Below are 16,797 nucleotides of genomic sequence, written 5' to 3'. Positions count from 1 at the left end.
AATGATGAGTCTGACAGCGGAACGGCGCAAGGCCCTACGGCTTGAGGCAGAACGGCACAGGCAGGAACAACTGAAAAAGATGGGTATCAAAGACACGTTGAACCCTGCTTTTGCGCCTTCTTCGGACAATATGGATAAAAAGCCGGAACAAACGGAAGAAATAAAGCAACCTGAAACACCGGCAGAAGTTGTGCCTACTTCCGAAACGGTTGCCACTTCCCTGTTCCCGGAATTTGAAACGGAAAAGCCGAAAAAAGAAGCCCTCGACCTTACGCCGCGTCCCTATCACCGCACGCCGGAAATGCACCTGCGTGAAGGGTCGCTGGTGGCAAACAGGGCACGCGACATCGGTTATCTGAAGGACATTACTCCCTACGGTGCAACCTTCCAGCCGCTTGGACTAACCGGTTATCAGAAAGAGAAAGCGTTGCTGTATGTATCGCTCCGTGACGCATACGAGCGGTTGTACCGCTATGAATCGAACAGACGTGAGGAAAATGTACCTTGGCGTGAACACCTGAACACCTGTTACGACGAGTTTGTCATGCGTTATGGCAACCTCAACGCCAAACAGAACGTGAAACTGGTGATGATGGACGCCGGAGGGCGCGACATCCTTTCGCTGGAACGTGCGGAGGACGGCAAGTTCGTCAAAGCGGACATCTTCGACCGTCCCGTTTCCTTCTCGGTGGAGAACCATGCCAACGTCGGTTCTCCGGAAGAAGCCTTGTCTGCATCGCTCAACAAGTATGGTACGGTCAATCTCAACTATATGCGGGGGATAACAGACAGTACGGAAGAGGAGCTTCTCAATGCCCTCAAGGGGCGTATCTTCTACAATCCGCTCGTAACCGGTTACGAGATTAAAGACCGCTTCATCGCGGGAAACGTGATAGAGAAGGCGGAGCGTATAGAGGCATGGATGGAAAATAATCTGGAAAGCGAAAGATTGCCGGAAGTGAAACAGGCTTTGGAGGCTTTGAAGGAAGCCGAGCCGCAGCGTATCGCCTTTGAAGACCTCGACTTCAACTTCGGTGAACGCTGGATTCCCACGGGCGTGTATGCCGCCTACATGAGCCATCTTTTCGACACGGACGTGAAAATCGCCTATTCCGCCAACATGGACGAGTTTTCCGTGGCGTGCGGCTACCGCACCATGAAGATCACGGACGAGTTTCTGGTAAAGGGCTATTACCGGAACTATGACGGTATGCACCTGTTGAAACACGCTTTGCACAACACCTGTCCCGACATGATGAAAAGTATTGGCAAAGATGAGAACGGCAACGACATCAAGGTGCGTGACAGCGAGGGCATACAGCTCGCCAACGCCAAGATTGACGAAATCCGCAACGGGTTCTCGGAATGGTTGGAAGAGCAGTCGCCGCAGTTCAAGGAACGGCTCGTGACAATGTATAACCGCAAGTTCAACTGTTTCGTGCGCCCGAAGTATGACGGTTCGCACCAGACGTTTCCCGACCTCAATCTGAAAGGATTGGCAAGCCGGGGTATTCAAAGCGTTTATCCGTCGCAGAAGGATTGCGTCTGGATGATAAAACAGAATGGCGGCGGAATATGCGACCATGAAGTCGGAACAGGTAAAACACTGATAATGTGTATTGCAGCGCATGAAATGAAGCGTCTGAACTTGGCGCACAAGCCGATGATTATTGGTCTGAAAGCCAATGTCGCGGAGATTGCCGCCACTTATCAAGCTGCCTATCCGAATGCCCGCATCCTCTACGCTTCGGAAAAGGATTTCTCGACCGCCAACCGTGTGCGTTTCTTCAACAACATCAAAAACAATGACTATGATTGCGTCATCATGTCGCATGACCAGTTCGGCAAGATACCGCAGTCACCGGAGTTGCAGCAACGCATCCTGCAAGCGGAGCTTGACACGGTGGAGGAAAACCTCGAAGTCTTACGGCAGCAAGGCAAGAACGTGTCGCGGGCGATGCTGAAAGGATTGGAGAAGCGCAAGCACAACCTTGTGGCGAAGTTAGAGAAAGTGGAACACGCCATCAAGTCGCGCACAGATGACGTGGTGGACTTCAAACAGATGGGCATCGACCACATTTTCATAGACGAGAGCCACCAATTCAAGAACTTGACTTTCAACACCCGGCATGACCGTGTGGCGGGGTTGGGAAACTCGGAGGGGAGCCAGAAAGCCCTGAATATGCTTTTTGCCATACGAACTATACAGGAGCGTACGGGCAAAGACTTAGGGGCTACGTTCCTTTCGGGCACGACTATTTCCAACAGTCTGACGGAATTGTACCTGCTCTTTAAGTACCTGCGCCCGAAGGAACTGGAACGGCAGGACATCCGCTGTTTCGACGCATGGGCGGCTATCTTCGCCAAGAAGACGACCGACTTCGAGTTCAACGTGACAAACAACGTGGTGCAGAAGGAGCGTTTCCGCTACTTCATCAAAGTGCCGGAGCTTGCCGCCTTTTACAACGAAATCACCGACTACCGCACGGCGGAGGACGTGGGTGTGGATCGTCCGCACAAGAACGAGATACTGCACCACATACCGCCTACACCCGACCAAGAGTATTTCATCAAACAACTGATGGAATTTGCCAAGACAGGTGACGCGACGTTGTTGGGCAGGTTGCCGCTGTCTGAAACGGAAGAGAAGGCTAAGATGCTCATCGCTACCGACTACGCGCGGAAGATGGCTTTGGATATGCGCATGATAGACCCCAATTACGAAGACCACTCCGACAACAAGGCGAGCCACTGCGCCAAAATGATAGCGGAGTATTACCACAAATACGATGCGCACAAAGGAACGCAGTTCGTGTTCTCCGACTTGGGTACATATCAGCCGGGGGAAGGATGGAACGTGTACAGCGAGATAAAACGCAAGTTGGTGGAGGATTACGGCATACCGGCAAGTGAGGTGCGCTTCATTCAGGAGTGTAAGACGGATAAGGCTCGTAAGGCGGTGATAGATGCCATGAACGCAGGGACAGTGCGAGTGCTGTTCGGCTCCACAAGTATGCTCGGAACGGGCGTGAATGCGCAGAAAAGATGCGTCGCCATCCATCACCTTGATACACCGTGGGTGCGACATGAAGTCGCATAGATAATTGTTGGAATGATACTTACGGGTATCAGCTTTAACCCGCTGTTCCGTCAGCGGTAGCCTACCGACCGATGCACCTTAATGTTGTATTAAGCGGTCGGGACGAAGTACACTTTCGCAAGACAAGACAGAACCGTGAGGGGAAGTCAAGTACGGTTAGTATCATACCGTAGAGTGGCGAGGCTGGATAGTATGGTTAGCGCAAGCGAACTGTTAGTAAACTTCGTAATGTCACGAAAGAGTGTAAGATACTGGCACACTCTACCCAAAAGGGAAGCGGTCGGTTAATCCTCTCCATGGTAGGATTACACGGATATAAGCACCGCCGGAGGATGAGACAGAACCTAACCTATCCGTTAGTTATCTATGTGGAACATGGTAAGCCTGTATATCTCCTGTCATGTAAAAATGACAGGTAAGCTGACAGCAATGAAAGCCGAATGGTGTGCAGGTATAAGATAACAGAAAAAGCGAATGCCGTTCTGTAATGGAGCGGATACGGATTGAACCGACATCACGGGCTGATGTGGGCGACATCATCCGACACGAAAGTGGGCAGACTTCTGTGACGACATTAGGTAGGCAATCAAACCGAATGTTGTCAAATGGTGATTCTTTACAATTAACTTTTAGAACTTTCAAAAGGAGGAAAGCAAATGAACGAAAACAAGACATCGTGTGCGCCTGCTGACAATCAGCAAACACTTTGGGACAGAATAGACTGGACTAAAGCGGAGTTGGCTGTCAGAAAGCTACAAGCACGAATTGTAAAGGCTCAGAAGGAAGGCAGATACAACAAGGTGAAAGCCTTGCAGTGGACGCTGACCCACTCTTTTTACGCAAAAGCCTTAGCCGTAAAGAGAGTTACTTCTAACGGAGGTGGCAACACCCCCGGAGTGGACATGGAAACATGGGAGAAACCCGAAGCAAAAACACAAGCGATAAGCGAACTCAAACGCAGAGGCTACCAGCCGAAGCCATTGAGAAGAGTCCACATCAAAAAGAGTAATGGCAAACTGCGACCGTTGGGAATACCGACAATGAAAGACAGAGCCATGCAAGCACTCTACCTTATGGCATTAGAACCAGTGTCGGAAACAACAGCCGACTCACGTTCATACGGTTTCCGCAAGGAACGCCGCTGTATGGACGCGGTAATGCAATGCCATAACATTCTCCGAAAAGGCTATTCTCCCGAATGGATTCTGGAGGGTGACATAAAGGGGTGCTTCGACCATATCAGCCATGAATGGCTGCTTGCCAACATCCCTATGGACAAGGCAATACTCCGAAAATGGTTGAAATGCGGCTATATCTTCAACAAACAGATGTTCCCGACAGAGGAGGGAACGCCACAAGGTGGCATTATCTCTCCCACGCTTGCCAATATGACATTGGACGGATTGCAGAAAGTCCTTGCAGAGAAATATAAACGAGTTAGAATCAAAGGTAAGTTATATTCGCCAATGGTGAATCTTGTCCGTTACGCTGATGACTTTATAATTACCTGCGAGAACCGTGAAACACTTGAAAAGGAAATCAAGCCATTGGTAGCCGACTTTATGTCTGAAAGAGGTCTGACCTTATCAGAAGAAAAGACGGTGATAACCAATATCCGTGACGGTTTCGATTTTCTCGGTTTCAACATCCGCAAATTCGGCAATGAAATATTGACCAAGCCGACCAAGAAAGCCGAAAAACGCTTTATGGAGAATATCCGTAAGGTGACAAAAGGTCATAAGGGTTGCAAGCAGGAATCATTAATCAGGATGTTGAATGCTAAAATTCGAGGATGGGGAGCATATTATCAGCATGGGGCGACACGTGATTCTTTTCACAGAATCGACCATCAGATATTTCTCGCCTTGTGGCAATGGGCTAAACGCCGTCATTCCAAGAAAGGGAAACAGTGGATAAAAGACCGCTATTGGCACAATATCCGAGGGAACAGCTGGACTTTTGCGGCTAAGTTCAAGAAATCAAACGGCAAAGAAGACCAACTTACCTTGTTGAAACTGGCATCTTCGTTTCCTTTTCTGCAATATACGCAGATAAAGGGGGACATGAATCCGTTTGACGCAGACTGCCGCCTGTACTTCAATAAAAGAATGAAGTCAAAGATGCTTGTGACGCTGAAAGGACGTAAATCCCTGCTTTACCTATGGGAAAAGCAAGGTCGGAAATGTCCGATATGTGGTGAACCGATTGACACGCATAAGGCATGGAATGTAATGCCGACCGTACAAGACGGACGGAAATGCAATCTGTTGGTTCATGATGAATGTTTCAAATTATCCCGTAAAAACAATGGAAACAAGAAGTAGGATGAGCCGGTCTCTGCACACGAACAGAGACTTTGAAAAGCTTGAGCCGTATGAGGGGAAACCCTCACGTACGGTTCTGAGGGGGGAAGAGGGCAGTAATGCCCTTGACCTACCCGATCGACCGTCCGACCTGCAACAGCGTGACGGACGGGGTGTTAGAGCCGGGAACGAGATTGCTAAGCATTTTGCCGAGAACAACGTGGATATCATCATCTACGCGGTGGAAAAGTCGCTGGACAGCTACAAGTTCAATCTGCTGCACTGCAAGCAGACGTTCATATCGCAGCTCAAAAGTGGAGCGATGGGCGCACGTACCATCGACGAGGGAGCAATGGACGAAAAATCGGGTATGAACTTCTCGGAGTATATGGCGTTGCTCTCCGGCAATACCGACCTTTTGGATAAGGCGAAATTAGAGAAGCGTATCGCCTCGCTCGAAGGGGAACGCAAGTCGTTCAACAAGGGCAAGCGCGATTCGGAGTTCAAGCTGGAATCCAAGACGGGAGAACTGCGCAACAACACGGCTTTCATCGAAGCCATGACGGAAGACTGGAACCGTTTTCTTTCCGTTGTGCAGACTGATAAGGAAGGCAGCCGCCTTAATCTTGTCAAGGTGGACGGCGTGGATTCAACGGATGAGAAGGTCATCGGTAAGCGTTTGCAGGAAATCGCCAAGAACGCCACGACTGGTGGACTGTACAAGGCTGTCGGGGAACTTTACGGCTTTCCGATAAAGGTGGTCAGCGAGAGGACACTCAAAGAAGGTCTGGAGTTCACCGACAACCGCTTCGTGGTGGAGGGGAACTACAAGTACACCTACAACAACGGGCATCTGGCGATGGCAGACCCGATTGCTGCCGCACGAAACTTTCTGAACGCATTGGAGAGGATTCCGACCATCATCGACCAGTACAAGTCTAAGAACGAAGTGCTGGAAAAGGAGATTCCGCAGTTGCAGGAGATAGCGGGCAAGGTGTGGAAGAAGGAGGACGAGCTGAAACAGCTGAAGTCCGAACTCGCCGCACTGGACCGCAAGATACAGCTTGAGCTGGCTCCGGCTCAGGAAAACACAGAAGAGAACCGGCAAGGCAACGAGAAAAAACAGACGGAACAACAGCCGGAAAGCCCGCACGTGGACTTTGTACGCAGTCATTTAATTATAGGGAGACCCGGTTTATCGGAATCCAAAGGTGTAAAACTTTAATATCGAAGTCTTGACAGAAAAAGCCAGTGGTTGAATTTTTCACCACTGGCTTTAATTCTAATAATTTTTCAATCTAATATGACCGAATCTATAACGTTAAATCATAGATTATGTGTCTATTTGTGAAGAAAAAGACGTAACTTTGTATCAAAATCAAATAAGCATAACAATGGAACCATCTATATACAGTTTTTCACTTTATACCGCACTGCCGTTGATGTTATTCTTCGGCTTTTATTTTTTGTTTGCAAAGACTCCTGAAAAGAAAATTTTCAAGAATTATCTCCGCTCTCGACAGATTATGGGTATAGCTATGCTACTGCTTTCGGCAAACTATTCGGTACATTTCTTCTTTGGTATCCGATTCAAAAATGCGGATTCTGCCATATTGATGAACATGTCCACATACTTCCTGTGCTATTCTCTGTTCAGTTCGGCATTGATAATGTTGCTTGATCGTTTTTACATTACCAAACGGCGTGTGTGGACACATATCATTTTATGGATTATATTCTCAACTCTTTCCGGAGTTGTGTTGTTCCTGTTGCCAAGCGGAATCATGCAAAAAATCTCTTTATTTGCTTTAGCTGTATGGTTAGTCGTTTTTGGAATCGTTTTAGCTCGCAGAGTCATAATTGCATATCGTAGAGCCATTCGGATTTTCAATGAAACTCAGGCGGATGATATAGGCACATATATCGAATGGCTTTCCATATTCACTTATTGGGCTGTTATCTTCGGTGTCGGATGCGGATTGCTGACATTTCTGCCAGACAAATATGTTTTTATCTGGATTTTGTCGTCAATACCGTTCTACAGCTATCTTTTCTACAGCTATCAGAACTACCTGCTGTTCTATGAACAGGTGGAAAATGCTTTTGAGCAAGATATACAGTCTGAAGAAGAACTTCTGACAGATACGGAAACAGAACCTGAAATAGTTTCTGAGAAAGAAGTTCCAGTGTCCTATACAGAAATTATAGAGAAAGTGGCCAACTGGATAAAGACAGACGGCTATGTCCAGCAGGGACTTACCATAAAAGAACTGTCCGAAATACTTCATACGAACCGTACCTATCTTTCCGCTTATATCAAGACTACGTATAAAATGACATTCCGCGAATGGATAACCGGTCTCCGGTTGGAGTATGCGAAAAACATACTGAAGGAGCATCCGGAAATCAATATACAGAAGCTGGCTGAGTCTTCCGGTTTTCTTTCCCGCAGTAACTTTATCAAATCATTTACAGAGAAGGAAGGATGTACGCCTGGCAAGTGGAAAAAAGCAAATCTGGAATAATTTGTGTGGTAAAAAGCCGATGAAAAAGGTCTCAGAAGCTCATTTTCAAAAAGTGCTCAAGCGACAAAAAAGTGCTAATTCGACAAAAAAAGTGCTCAAACGACAATTTGAAAAGTGCTCAAACGACAATTTTTATAAAACGCTGTATTTCAACAGAAAAAGTTTTTGTAATATTTTGGGCGCTGAATGGCATTTATTACCTTTGGAGAAGACAAAGATAATAAATTCAAGTTTATATGAGCAGAAAAATCACTTTTCTCACCCTGTTTCTGTGGCTGATGACGGTAACTTTTCCTGTCATTGCGCAGCAGAAAGCAGACACGACCTACACCTTCCGGTTCGTTACGCAGAAGGACATGTTCTACGTGCCTTGGAATGGCAATGACACGGAACTTGCCCGCCTGTTGGAATGTATCGAAAACAACAAAGCAACAATTCTTGACGGCAAACTGCCGCTATTGGTTGACGGATATTGCAATTCGCAGAGCAGTGAAGTCAAGAACCTTGCAACAGCGAAGATTCGTGCCAACCGTGTGAAATCAGAACTGATTACACGAGCGAAAATCAAGGAAGAAAACTTCATTACCCGCAATCATGTGACAGAGGGTGATTTTGTCACCGTGCGCCTGACGGTACCGGTAAAGGAAACAGCCGTGACGGATGCGGAAGCAGAAGCACGACGCAAGGCGGAAGCCGAACGCTTAGAAACCGAGAAGCGTGCCGAGCAGGAACGGCTTGCCGAAGAGCAGCGCAAGGCGGAAGAAGCACGACTTGCCGCTGAAAAGGCAGAAGCCGAGAAAACCGCTCAACAAAATACACTTGCCGACACGCTGTCGGAAACCAAAATCACAACTGATTATCATCTCTCCCTGCGTGCCAACCTGCTGCGCTGGGCTACCTTGACACCAGATTTAGGACTTGAATGGCGCATCTGTCCATCGTGGGGCATTGCCGTAAACGGCTCGTGGACTTCTTGGAGCTGGAGTGACAAAGACCGCCGCTATGCACTCTGGGAAGTGGCTCCGGAAGTACGTTACTATATGGGTGAGAAGAAAGCCTGGCATCTGGGCGCGATGTTCAAGGCTGGACAGTTCAACTACAAGCTTTCCGAAACAGGCAAGCAGGGCGACCTGATGGGTGGCGGCATCACCGCCGGCTATCAGCTGCGACTAAACAAGGCATTAGATCTTGATTTCAACCTCGGTTTGGGCTACCTGAATGCCGATTTCGAAAAATATGAAGTCATCGATGGTGTGCGCGTGCGCTGTGGCAACGAGACAAAAAATTGGTGTGGCCCCATCAACGCCGGTGTGACATTGGTATGGAAGTTATTCTAATACGGAGGAATAGAGTATGAAAGCAAGACAATATATAAATATGGTAGGAATGGCAGCCGCCGTGCTGCTCTCTTCCTGCGTGAAGGACACGCTTTATGACACGCCGCATCCCGACTATGGGAAGATTGCGGTGACAGCCGACTGGTCGGCACGCGGTGAGGGTATCGACATACCTACCACATGGACGGTTACCATGGGTGACTATACGGGTACGGAGACTTCCGCCACCCATGCCCCCAACCATCTGTTTGCTCCGGGCAGCTACACCCTTGCGGTGTGGAACCCTGCTGAAGGAATCATGGTAAACGGTACCACCGCCACCATTGCCGCAGCCACGGGAAACCGGGCAGGAACGGATGCCTTTGTGAACAATGCCCCGGGATGGTTCTTCACCTATACGAAACAGGTGAGCATCGAGAAAGACAAGGACTATCCGCTGACCGCCGCAATGAAGCAGCAGGTACGCGAACTGACGCTTGTCGTCGAACCTACGGGGGATGCCGCCGGACGCATCACGGAGATTGTTGCCCATCTGACGGGTGCAGCCAGAACTCTCGATTTCGCTACCGATACCTACGGAGCCGCTTCAAACGTCGTGCTGCCCTTCACCAAGATAACCGAAGGTGACGATGCCGGCAAGTGGAAAGCCACGGTGCGGTTGCTGGGTGTGACCGGCACGGAACAACTGCTGACGGGTGAAATCCGCTATGCGGACGGCAACCCGACCCCCACGACGCTGAAAAGCGACATCACGGAAGCCCTCAAGGGGTTCAACACCGGAAAGGGCGAATCGCTGACCCTCGGCGGAACGCTGGTTGAGACTCCCGAAGGCATGGAAGTGGACGGAGTCGAAATCAACGGCTGGGAAGAAGTGAAAGGTGATGATGTAAATGCCGATTTGTAAATAATTAGCAAACCGAACGCAGAAGCAAAGCTTGCTTTGATTTTGCTAAGGTGCAGCAATTATTGAAATGGAATTTAACTAATATAATAACAGAATATAATGAAGACAAGATTTTTTGCACTTGCGATGCTCGCCCTCGCACTGGTAGCCTGCAACAACGACAACGAGAACCTGAACGGTGACCCCGTGGCCGCCCAGTTTACCGCCGACATCGCCCCCGCCACCCGCGCCAGCGGAACCACCTGGACTGCCGGCGACCGTATCGGCATCACCGACATCGGCAACGATTCCCAGTACGGCAACGTGCCTTTCATCCTGAAAAACGGGAAATTTGAGGCAGAAGGAAAGGTTATCTATATCGAAGATACAAAGACCCATACTTTCCGCGCCTACTATCCGTACAACGCGGTGGGAGGCATCCTCACAGCCACGACCGATGCCACGGCGCAGCAGAACCAGCCTGCCATCGACTTCCTCTTTGCTTCAGGAGCCACGGGAGACAAAAACAACCCGGTAGTAAGCTTCACCGACAAAACCGCCAAAGGCGGTGAAGACAACTCCTTCCACCACCGCATGAGCCAGATAACCCTTACCTTCGAGGCGGGCGACGGCGTGAATTTCAGCGTGGTCAAGCCTGAACGTTACACGCTGGACGGATTGTTACTCACCGGTACGTTCAACACGGCCGACGGTATTGCCACCGCAGACAACGGGGCACAGACCGGAGAACTGGCCATGAATTTGGCAGACGGCGTTCTCACGTCATCGATCATCCTCTTCCCGCAGACAGTTGCATCCCTGCCGTTGGTTGTGAATTACAAAGGTCAGGAATATCATGCCACACTCACCGTGCCCGAAGGCGCACTGCTGGCGGGCAACAACTACACCTATACCGTCAAGGTACGCAACAAAGTCCTTGAAGTCAGCGAAGCCACCATTGCAAAGTGGAACGATATAGACGGTGGAGATGTGGGCGCTGACCTGTAGGATTTTAATAATTAATCGATTAGAATGAAGAATTATGAGACATAGATTATTTATCCCCGCAGCCACCGCACTGCTGTTCGCCCTCGCCGCCTGCACGCAGGACGAACTTGCTGGCGATAACCGTCTGCCCGAAGGTGAATACCCCGTCGTCATCCGTGCCACCGGACTGTCCGTAGAAGCAACGCCGCTGGCAGTCCCTTCCACCCGTGCCGCTGTGGACGGCGACTGGCAGGGCGTCACTTCCGTGGCACTCAAGATGGGCGATGCGGTAAAGGAATACACCGTAACGGCTTCTACCGATTTCAAGAGTGCCACGCTTTCACGCGAGAACGACCCGTACTACTGGACCAGCCGCGACCCGATTACCATATCGGCATGGTGGCCCTTCGACAATGCCGACATCACACAGATGCCTGCCGTGAAGGTGGCAGAAGACCAAAGCAAACTGGCTGACTTCCAAAACAGCGACTTCATCTCTGCTGAGAACCGGAAGGTGGAATTTAACAACCCGACTCTTGAATTTACCCACCGCACGGCACGCGTGGCAATCGAACTGAAGCCCGGTACGGGATTCACAAGCGTGGACGGTGCCACGGTGAGCCTCGTGAGCCTGTCCGCCGATAACGGCAACCCGACCGCCATCAAGACTTACAACGCAAGCGGCAACACCTACGAGGCACTGACCGCCCCGCAGACCGTTGCGGCAGGCAAGCCGTTCGTTAAGGTGGAACTCGGCGGCGGCACCTTCTACTTCCGTCCGCAGAACAACGTCGTATTAGAAGCGGGCAGCCGCTATAAATATACCGTTAAGGTGAACGCCACTGGCTTGACATTAGAGGGTTGCACCATCGGTGATTGGGCTGACGGCGGCGGCGAGAGTGGTGCAGCCGAGTTGGGCTACATCTACGATAGCAACACCAATACCTACACGGTCTATAACGCCGACGGCCTGCTGGCATGGAACGAAGCCGCACAAAAAGACAGATCGATAAATTGCACCCTCACCGCCGACATCGACCTCACGGGCAAAGACTGGTCACCGATAGGCACAAACTTTTATAACTCATACACCGGCACCTTCGACGGCGGGGGCCATACCATCATGGGGCTGACCGTTACGACAAATGACCAATATGTGGGTCTGTTCGGCAGGCTCGGTAAAGCTGGCACGGTGAAGAACGTGGTGATGGATGGCATACAGATAACATGCAATCACAGGTTGGGCTATGCCGGCGGCGTGGCAGGATTTAGCTGGGGAGGCACCATTGAAAACTGCTCGGTGTCGGGCAGCGTCAGCGGCACGATATGCGCCGGCGGTGTGGTGGGTATTCAATGGGAGGCTTCCATCACCGGATGCAGCTCCTCCGCCACAGTGAAGGGAATGGTCCAGGTCGGCGGCGTGGCAGGTGAGACGAATTCGGGTGCCACCATGGCCGCTTGCTATGCCACAGGCAACGTGACCATAGAAATAGACCCCATAAATAATATCCTTGGCGGCGGTCTGGTGGGATTCAACGCAGGAAGCAGCGTCCTTGCCTGCTATGCCACGGGCAACGTAACCAGTACGGGTAGTGGCACTGGCAATGTGCATATCGGCGGCTTTTTGGGAGATAACTACACCACCGTGACCGCCGGCTATTGGAAGAACAATCATGAACAAGGCATCGGCTATAATAAGGAAGGCATCGTCCCCGAAGCCACGAAGGTGGACGGCACTGGCGTTACCTGGCAGAACGCCGTTGATGCCATGAACACCGCCTTGCAGAACGCAGGCTCAGAGTGGCGTTACGAACTTAACGGAGCATTGCCCACCTTGAGGAAGCAGTAAACCGTCGGGCGGAAAAAGTTCTGCCCGCAACGGAAAGAACCAGAGTAATAAAACAACAGATATTATGAGGATAAGATTTTTTGCACTTGCAGCGCTCGCCCTCTCACTCGCCGCCTGCACGCAGGACGAAGCGGGCTTTCTGCCGGAAGGGGCGGAAGGCACACCCATCGTCTTCACCGCCACGGGGCTGAATCCCGCCGCGAAAGCCATCGCCGGCACCCGTGCCCCCGCGGATGGCAATTGGGAGGGTGTGCAGAGCGTGGCAGTTCTGATGGACGGCACGGTGAAGACGTACAACGTGACGCCCTCCACCGTCAACCCCACCAGCGCCACGCTGACCTCCACCGACCCGTACTACTGGACCAACCACAACGACATCACCGTCACAGCGTGGTGGCCCTACACCGCTGGCGAGACAACCCCGCCTGCTGTGAAGGTAAAAGCCAACCAAAGTGCCCAGAAGGACTTTGAGGGCAGCGACCTTATCGTAGCCGACGGGCAGACGGTGACCTACGGCAGCCCCACGCTCCGCTTTACCCACCACACGGCTCTGGTGACCATCGTTCTGACGGACTACACCGAGGGGGTGGCATCCGTGCGGTTGACGGGCCTCTCCACCGAGAATGGCAATCCAGATAAAATCACCCCGTATGACAAGGGCAGCAACACCTACACCGCCCTCGTAGCCCCGCAAAGTGTGGCAGCTGGCACGGCCTTCATTACGTGCACCTTCACTTACGGCAAGACCTTCGTTTATAAGATGAAGAATGCTACCGACTGGCAGGCGGGCGGTGAATATACCTACACCGTCTCCCTCGCTGCGGCAAAAGACCTGGGCTATACCATAGAGAGCGACGGCAGCTACACCGTGACCTCCGCCGATGGCCTGATGAATGTAGCCGAATTAGTGAACGGAGGTAAGACCGACATTAACATTACCCTCGACAAAAACATTGATCTGACGGGCAAAGGCTGGACGCCGATAGGCACAAGCTTCGATAACTCATACAAAGGCACTTTCGACGGCGGCGGCCATACCATCACGGGGTTGACCGTTACGACAAATGACCAATTTGTGGGTCTGTTCGGCTATCTCAATAGAGCTGGTATGGTGAAGAACGTGGTGATGGAAGGCATACAGATAACAAGCAATCACATGTTTGGCTGTACTGGCGGCGTGGTAGGATATAGCTGGGGCACCATTGAAAACTGCTCGGTGTCGGGTAGCGTCAGCGGCACAGATTGTGTCGGCGGTGTGGTGGGTTCACAAAAGGCCGGTTCCATCATCGGATGCAGCTCCTCTGCCACTGTGAAGGGAAAGCACTATGTCGGCGGTGTGGCAGGAGAAAAATGGGGCACCATGACAGCTTGCTATGCCACAGGCAACGTGACCTTAGAAATAGCTTCCCAAAAGAATAACTTTGGCGGCGGTGTAGTGGGATTAAACGGAGGAAGCCGCGTCCTTGCCTGCTATGCCACGGGCAACGTAACCAGTACGGGTAGCAGCACCGGCAATGTGCATATCGGCGGCTTGTTTGGAGATAGCTACACCACCGTGACCGCCTGCTATTGGAAGAACAATCAGGAACGAGGCTATAAGACCGCCCCCGAATCCACGAAGGTGGACGGCACTTACGTTACCTGGCAGAAAGCCGTCGATGCCATGAACACCGCCTTGCAGAACGCAGGCTCAGAGTGGCGTTACGAACTTAATGGAGCATTGCCTACCTTGAGGAAGCAGTAAACCGTCGGGCGGAAAAAGTTCCGCCCGCAACGGAAAGAACCGAAGTATAACCCCAATAAAGAAAGGAGGACGTGATGGAACACACGGAGAATCCACCATATTGGTTTTGGCATCAAGGCATTGTCAATAATAATATAGTCTCCAGTGTAAATATGGAAGCTGTAAGCCGGACATTGTCAAGATTGGTGCTCATTAAAGACAACAAATCAAGTAATTAAATAAAAAACATGGGACTTTTTCACAGAGGCAAGAAAAATAATGACGATGAGCCGGACAGTGTTCAAACCAATTCATTCTCTGATATTATGAATGGTTTGCAGTACGCCGTAAACTGTGCACAAGATACATTACAGAATCATCAGATACAAAATCTGACCAGACTTTTTGAAGGAACAAATGCAAATAACGCAAATACGTTCCAATCGAAAAAAATCATGGTTGGAGACAAGACTATTGATATTCCACTTATAGCCTTGATATCCCATCATTATCTTGCAATGGATAATGTGCAGATAAAGTTCAAGGCGAAGGTCGGAAGCGTGGAATCACAGATCCCGGAAAACAACTTGCTGTTATCCAGTCCGCACAGAGCCAATCTCCAGATGCAGATGAGCAACATAAAACCGGATGCGGATGATGTCATGGAGGTTTGCGTCAATTTTAAGGTTCAGGAGACTCCGGAGAGCATTTCCCGAATTATTGACGATTTTGTAAAAAATATCTAACAATTTTAAAATTCAAATGTTATGGCAGAAGAAATAAAGAACCAAGGGCAACAAGAAAATGCGGAAAACTTGAATGAAAATGTAAGCGGACAGGCGAAAGAAATTATCTCCGCTGCATTGGAAGAGACTCAAAACAGAGAAACTTCTCCAGTTCTTAAAGCAGATTCAAACGTGACTGACAAATTCAAGGGGCTTCCCATGCGGGAACTTATTGCAGCTCCACTTATTGCAGCAGCCGAAGCACAACAGGAATTGGCAGCGACAGCATGGAATTTCTACCAGCAAATTGCATTTGATGGTAAAAGCGGCAATAAAGCGCGTATATTGGAATTCGATGTCGAAAGACCGATACAGCAGGATGGAAAAATGACAACAATGTCACAAAGTGTCAAGGCTCCGTTTATAGGATTGGTGCCTATTCCTTCCCTGCTCATAGATCGCGTGGATGTCGATTTCCAGATGGAGGTTACCGATACATCAAACGTAAAAAGCACTACCAACGCAGAAGTAGAGGCAAAAGCTTCTGCAAAACATTGGTTTATAAATGCGGAAATCAGCGGCAAAGTCACGACCGCCCGCGAGAACACCCGCATGACCAACCAAACGGCAAAATACCAGATACATGTGACAGCCAGTCAGCAGCCGCAGACCGAAGGTCTATCTAAACTGATGGATATAATGGCATCATGTATCGAGCCTATAACAAACGAAAGTAACAGTAAGTAAATATATGAATTTGATTCAAGCATTAAGATTGCCAAACAGTCAAGCAGTAATGACAAATATTGCACGGTTTCATTATCAAAATATTTATAATATAAGTTTGAGTTCTCCGATTGTCACGCAAAGTAAATTGACATTTCAAATAAAAGGATATACCCGTAACTATCGTTTTCTTAGATTAGACTATGCCTGTGTCATATATATTGCGGATAGAATAGCAGTCGTTGCTTCAAATGGCATAGATACTTTAAGTTCAGGTTTTTCGGGGTGTTATATGGCCAGTTTTAGGCACAATGGCATTAGGTATGTTGCTCATATTCCAACGCCTAACAATAGTATTAAAACATCATGGAATCGGGCGGTTAAAAATCGAATAATAGATAATGTTGTTCTTTTTAAACCTACTGAAGGATTGGCGAGAATCCCAGGAACCATTGGTATTTGGGGAATTATAACATTTAACGATAGATGTTATCGGCTTGATGTAAATGAAAACGCTCCTCCAAGTCAAGCCATACGTGGCCAAAGAATTTTTAACTCAATCCCGAGAAATCCCATACTAACAGAAATTCCACCTATCGCCGGTGGTCAGATGCCTTAATAATTATAACAATTGTAAAT

The 16,797-nt window shown here is 49.6% G+C and carries 10 protein-coding genes and 2 pseudogenes; all 12 read left to right on the top strand.

The window, feature by feature from the left end:
* Positions 1-3,079: pseudogene (locus EJF25_RS23170) on the top strand (helicase-like domain-containing protein); the annotation flags it as partial.
* A gap of 677 nt (positions 3,080-3,756) precedes the next feature.
* Positions 3,757-5,424, top strand: coding sequence for a group II intron reverse transcriptase/maturase (ltrA, locus tag EJF25_RS23160; RefSeq protein WP_004323414.1), 1,668 nt, complete (start codon positions 3,757-3,759; stop codon positions 5,422-5,424).
* Between the two features lie 103 nt (positions 5,425-5,527).
* Positions 5,528-6,628, top strand: a pseudogene (locus EJF25_RS23155) (DNA methylase); the annotation flags it as partial.
* 217 nt (positions 6,629-6,845) lie between these two features.
* A complete protein-coding gene (locus tag EJF25_RS23150; protein ID WP_005830228.1) occupies positions 6,846-7,928 on the top strand; it encodes a helix-turn-helix domain-containing protein in 1,083 nt (360 codons plus the stop codon).
* Between the two features lie 236 nt (positions 7,929-8,164).
* A complete protein-coding gene (locus EJF25_RS23145; protein WP_004310047.1) occupies positions 8,165-9,265 on the top strand; it encodes a DUF3575 domain-containing protein in 1,101 nt (366 codons plus the stop codon).
* Between the two features lie 16 nt (positions 9,266-9,281).
* Positions 9,282-10,169: a FimB/Mfa2 family fimbrial subunit gene (locus EJF25_RS23140; protein ID WP_117700428.1), complete on the top strand. Its 888-nt coding sequence runs from the start codon at positions 9,282-9,284 to the stop codon at positions 10,167-10,169.
* A gap of 99 nt (positions 10,170-10,268) precedes the next feature.
* Positions 10,269-11,156 carry a fimbrillin family protein gene (locus tag EJF25_RS23135; RefSeq protein WP_125043031.1) on the top strand — a complete coding sequence of 296 codons (888 nt, stop codon included), beginning with the start codon at positions 10,269-10,271 and terminating at the stop codon, positions 11,154-11,156.
* Positions 11,157-11,190: 34 nt separating this feature from the next.
* Positions 11,191-12,984, top strand: a complete 1,794-nt coding sequence (locus tag EJF25_RS23130; protein WP_122336694.1) for a fimbrillin family protein — start codon at positions 11,191-11,193, stop codon at positions 12,982-12,984.
* A 64-nt stretch (positions 12,985-13,048) separates the two neighbouring features.
* Complete coding sequence (locus tag EJF25_RS23125; RefSeq protein WP_125043029.1) at positions 13,049-14,728, top strand: fimbrillin family protein; 1,680 nt, start codon at positions 13,049-13,051, stop codon at positions 14,726-14,728.
* 227 nt (positions 14,729-14,955) lie between these two features.
* On the top strand, positions 14,956-15,453 hold the full coding sequence (locus EJF25_RS23120) for a DUF2589 domain-containing protein (protein WP_008778190.1): 498 nt from the start codon (positions 14,956-14,958) through the stop codon (positions 15,451-15,453).
* Between the two features lie 21 nt (positions 15,454-15,474).
* Positions 15,475-16,179, top strand: coding sequence for a DUF2589 domain-containing protein (locus EJF25_RS23115; protein ID WP_007749099.1), 705 nt, complete (start codon positions 15,475-15,477; stop codon positions 16,177-16,179).
* Positions 16,180-16,183: 4 nt separating this feature from the next.
* Positions 16,184-16,777: a hypothetical protein gene (locus EJF25_RS23110; protein WP_125043027.1), complete on the top strand. Its 594-nt coding sequence runs from the start codon at positions 16,184-16,186 to the stop codon at positions 16,775-16,777.
* Positions 16,778-16,797: the final 20 nt, after the last annotated feature.

Origin of the sequence: Bacteroides faecalis, assembly GCF_003865075.1 — a bacterium.
Taxonomy (GTDB): domain Bacteria; phylum Bacteroidota; class Bacteroidia; order Bacteroidales; family Bacteroidaceae; genus Bacteroides; species Bacteroides faecalis.
This window is presented reverse-complemented; position numbering and strand designations above follow the sequence as displayed.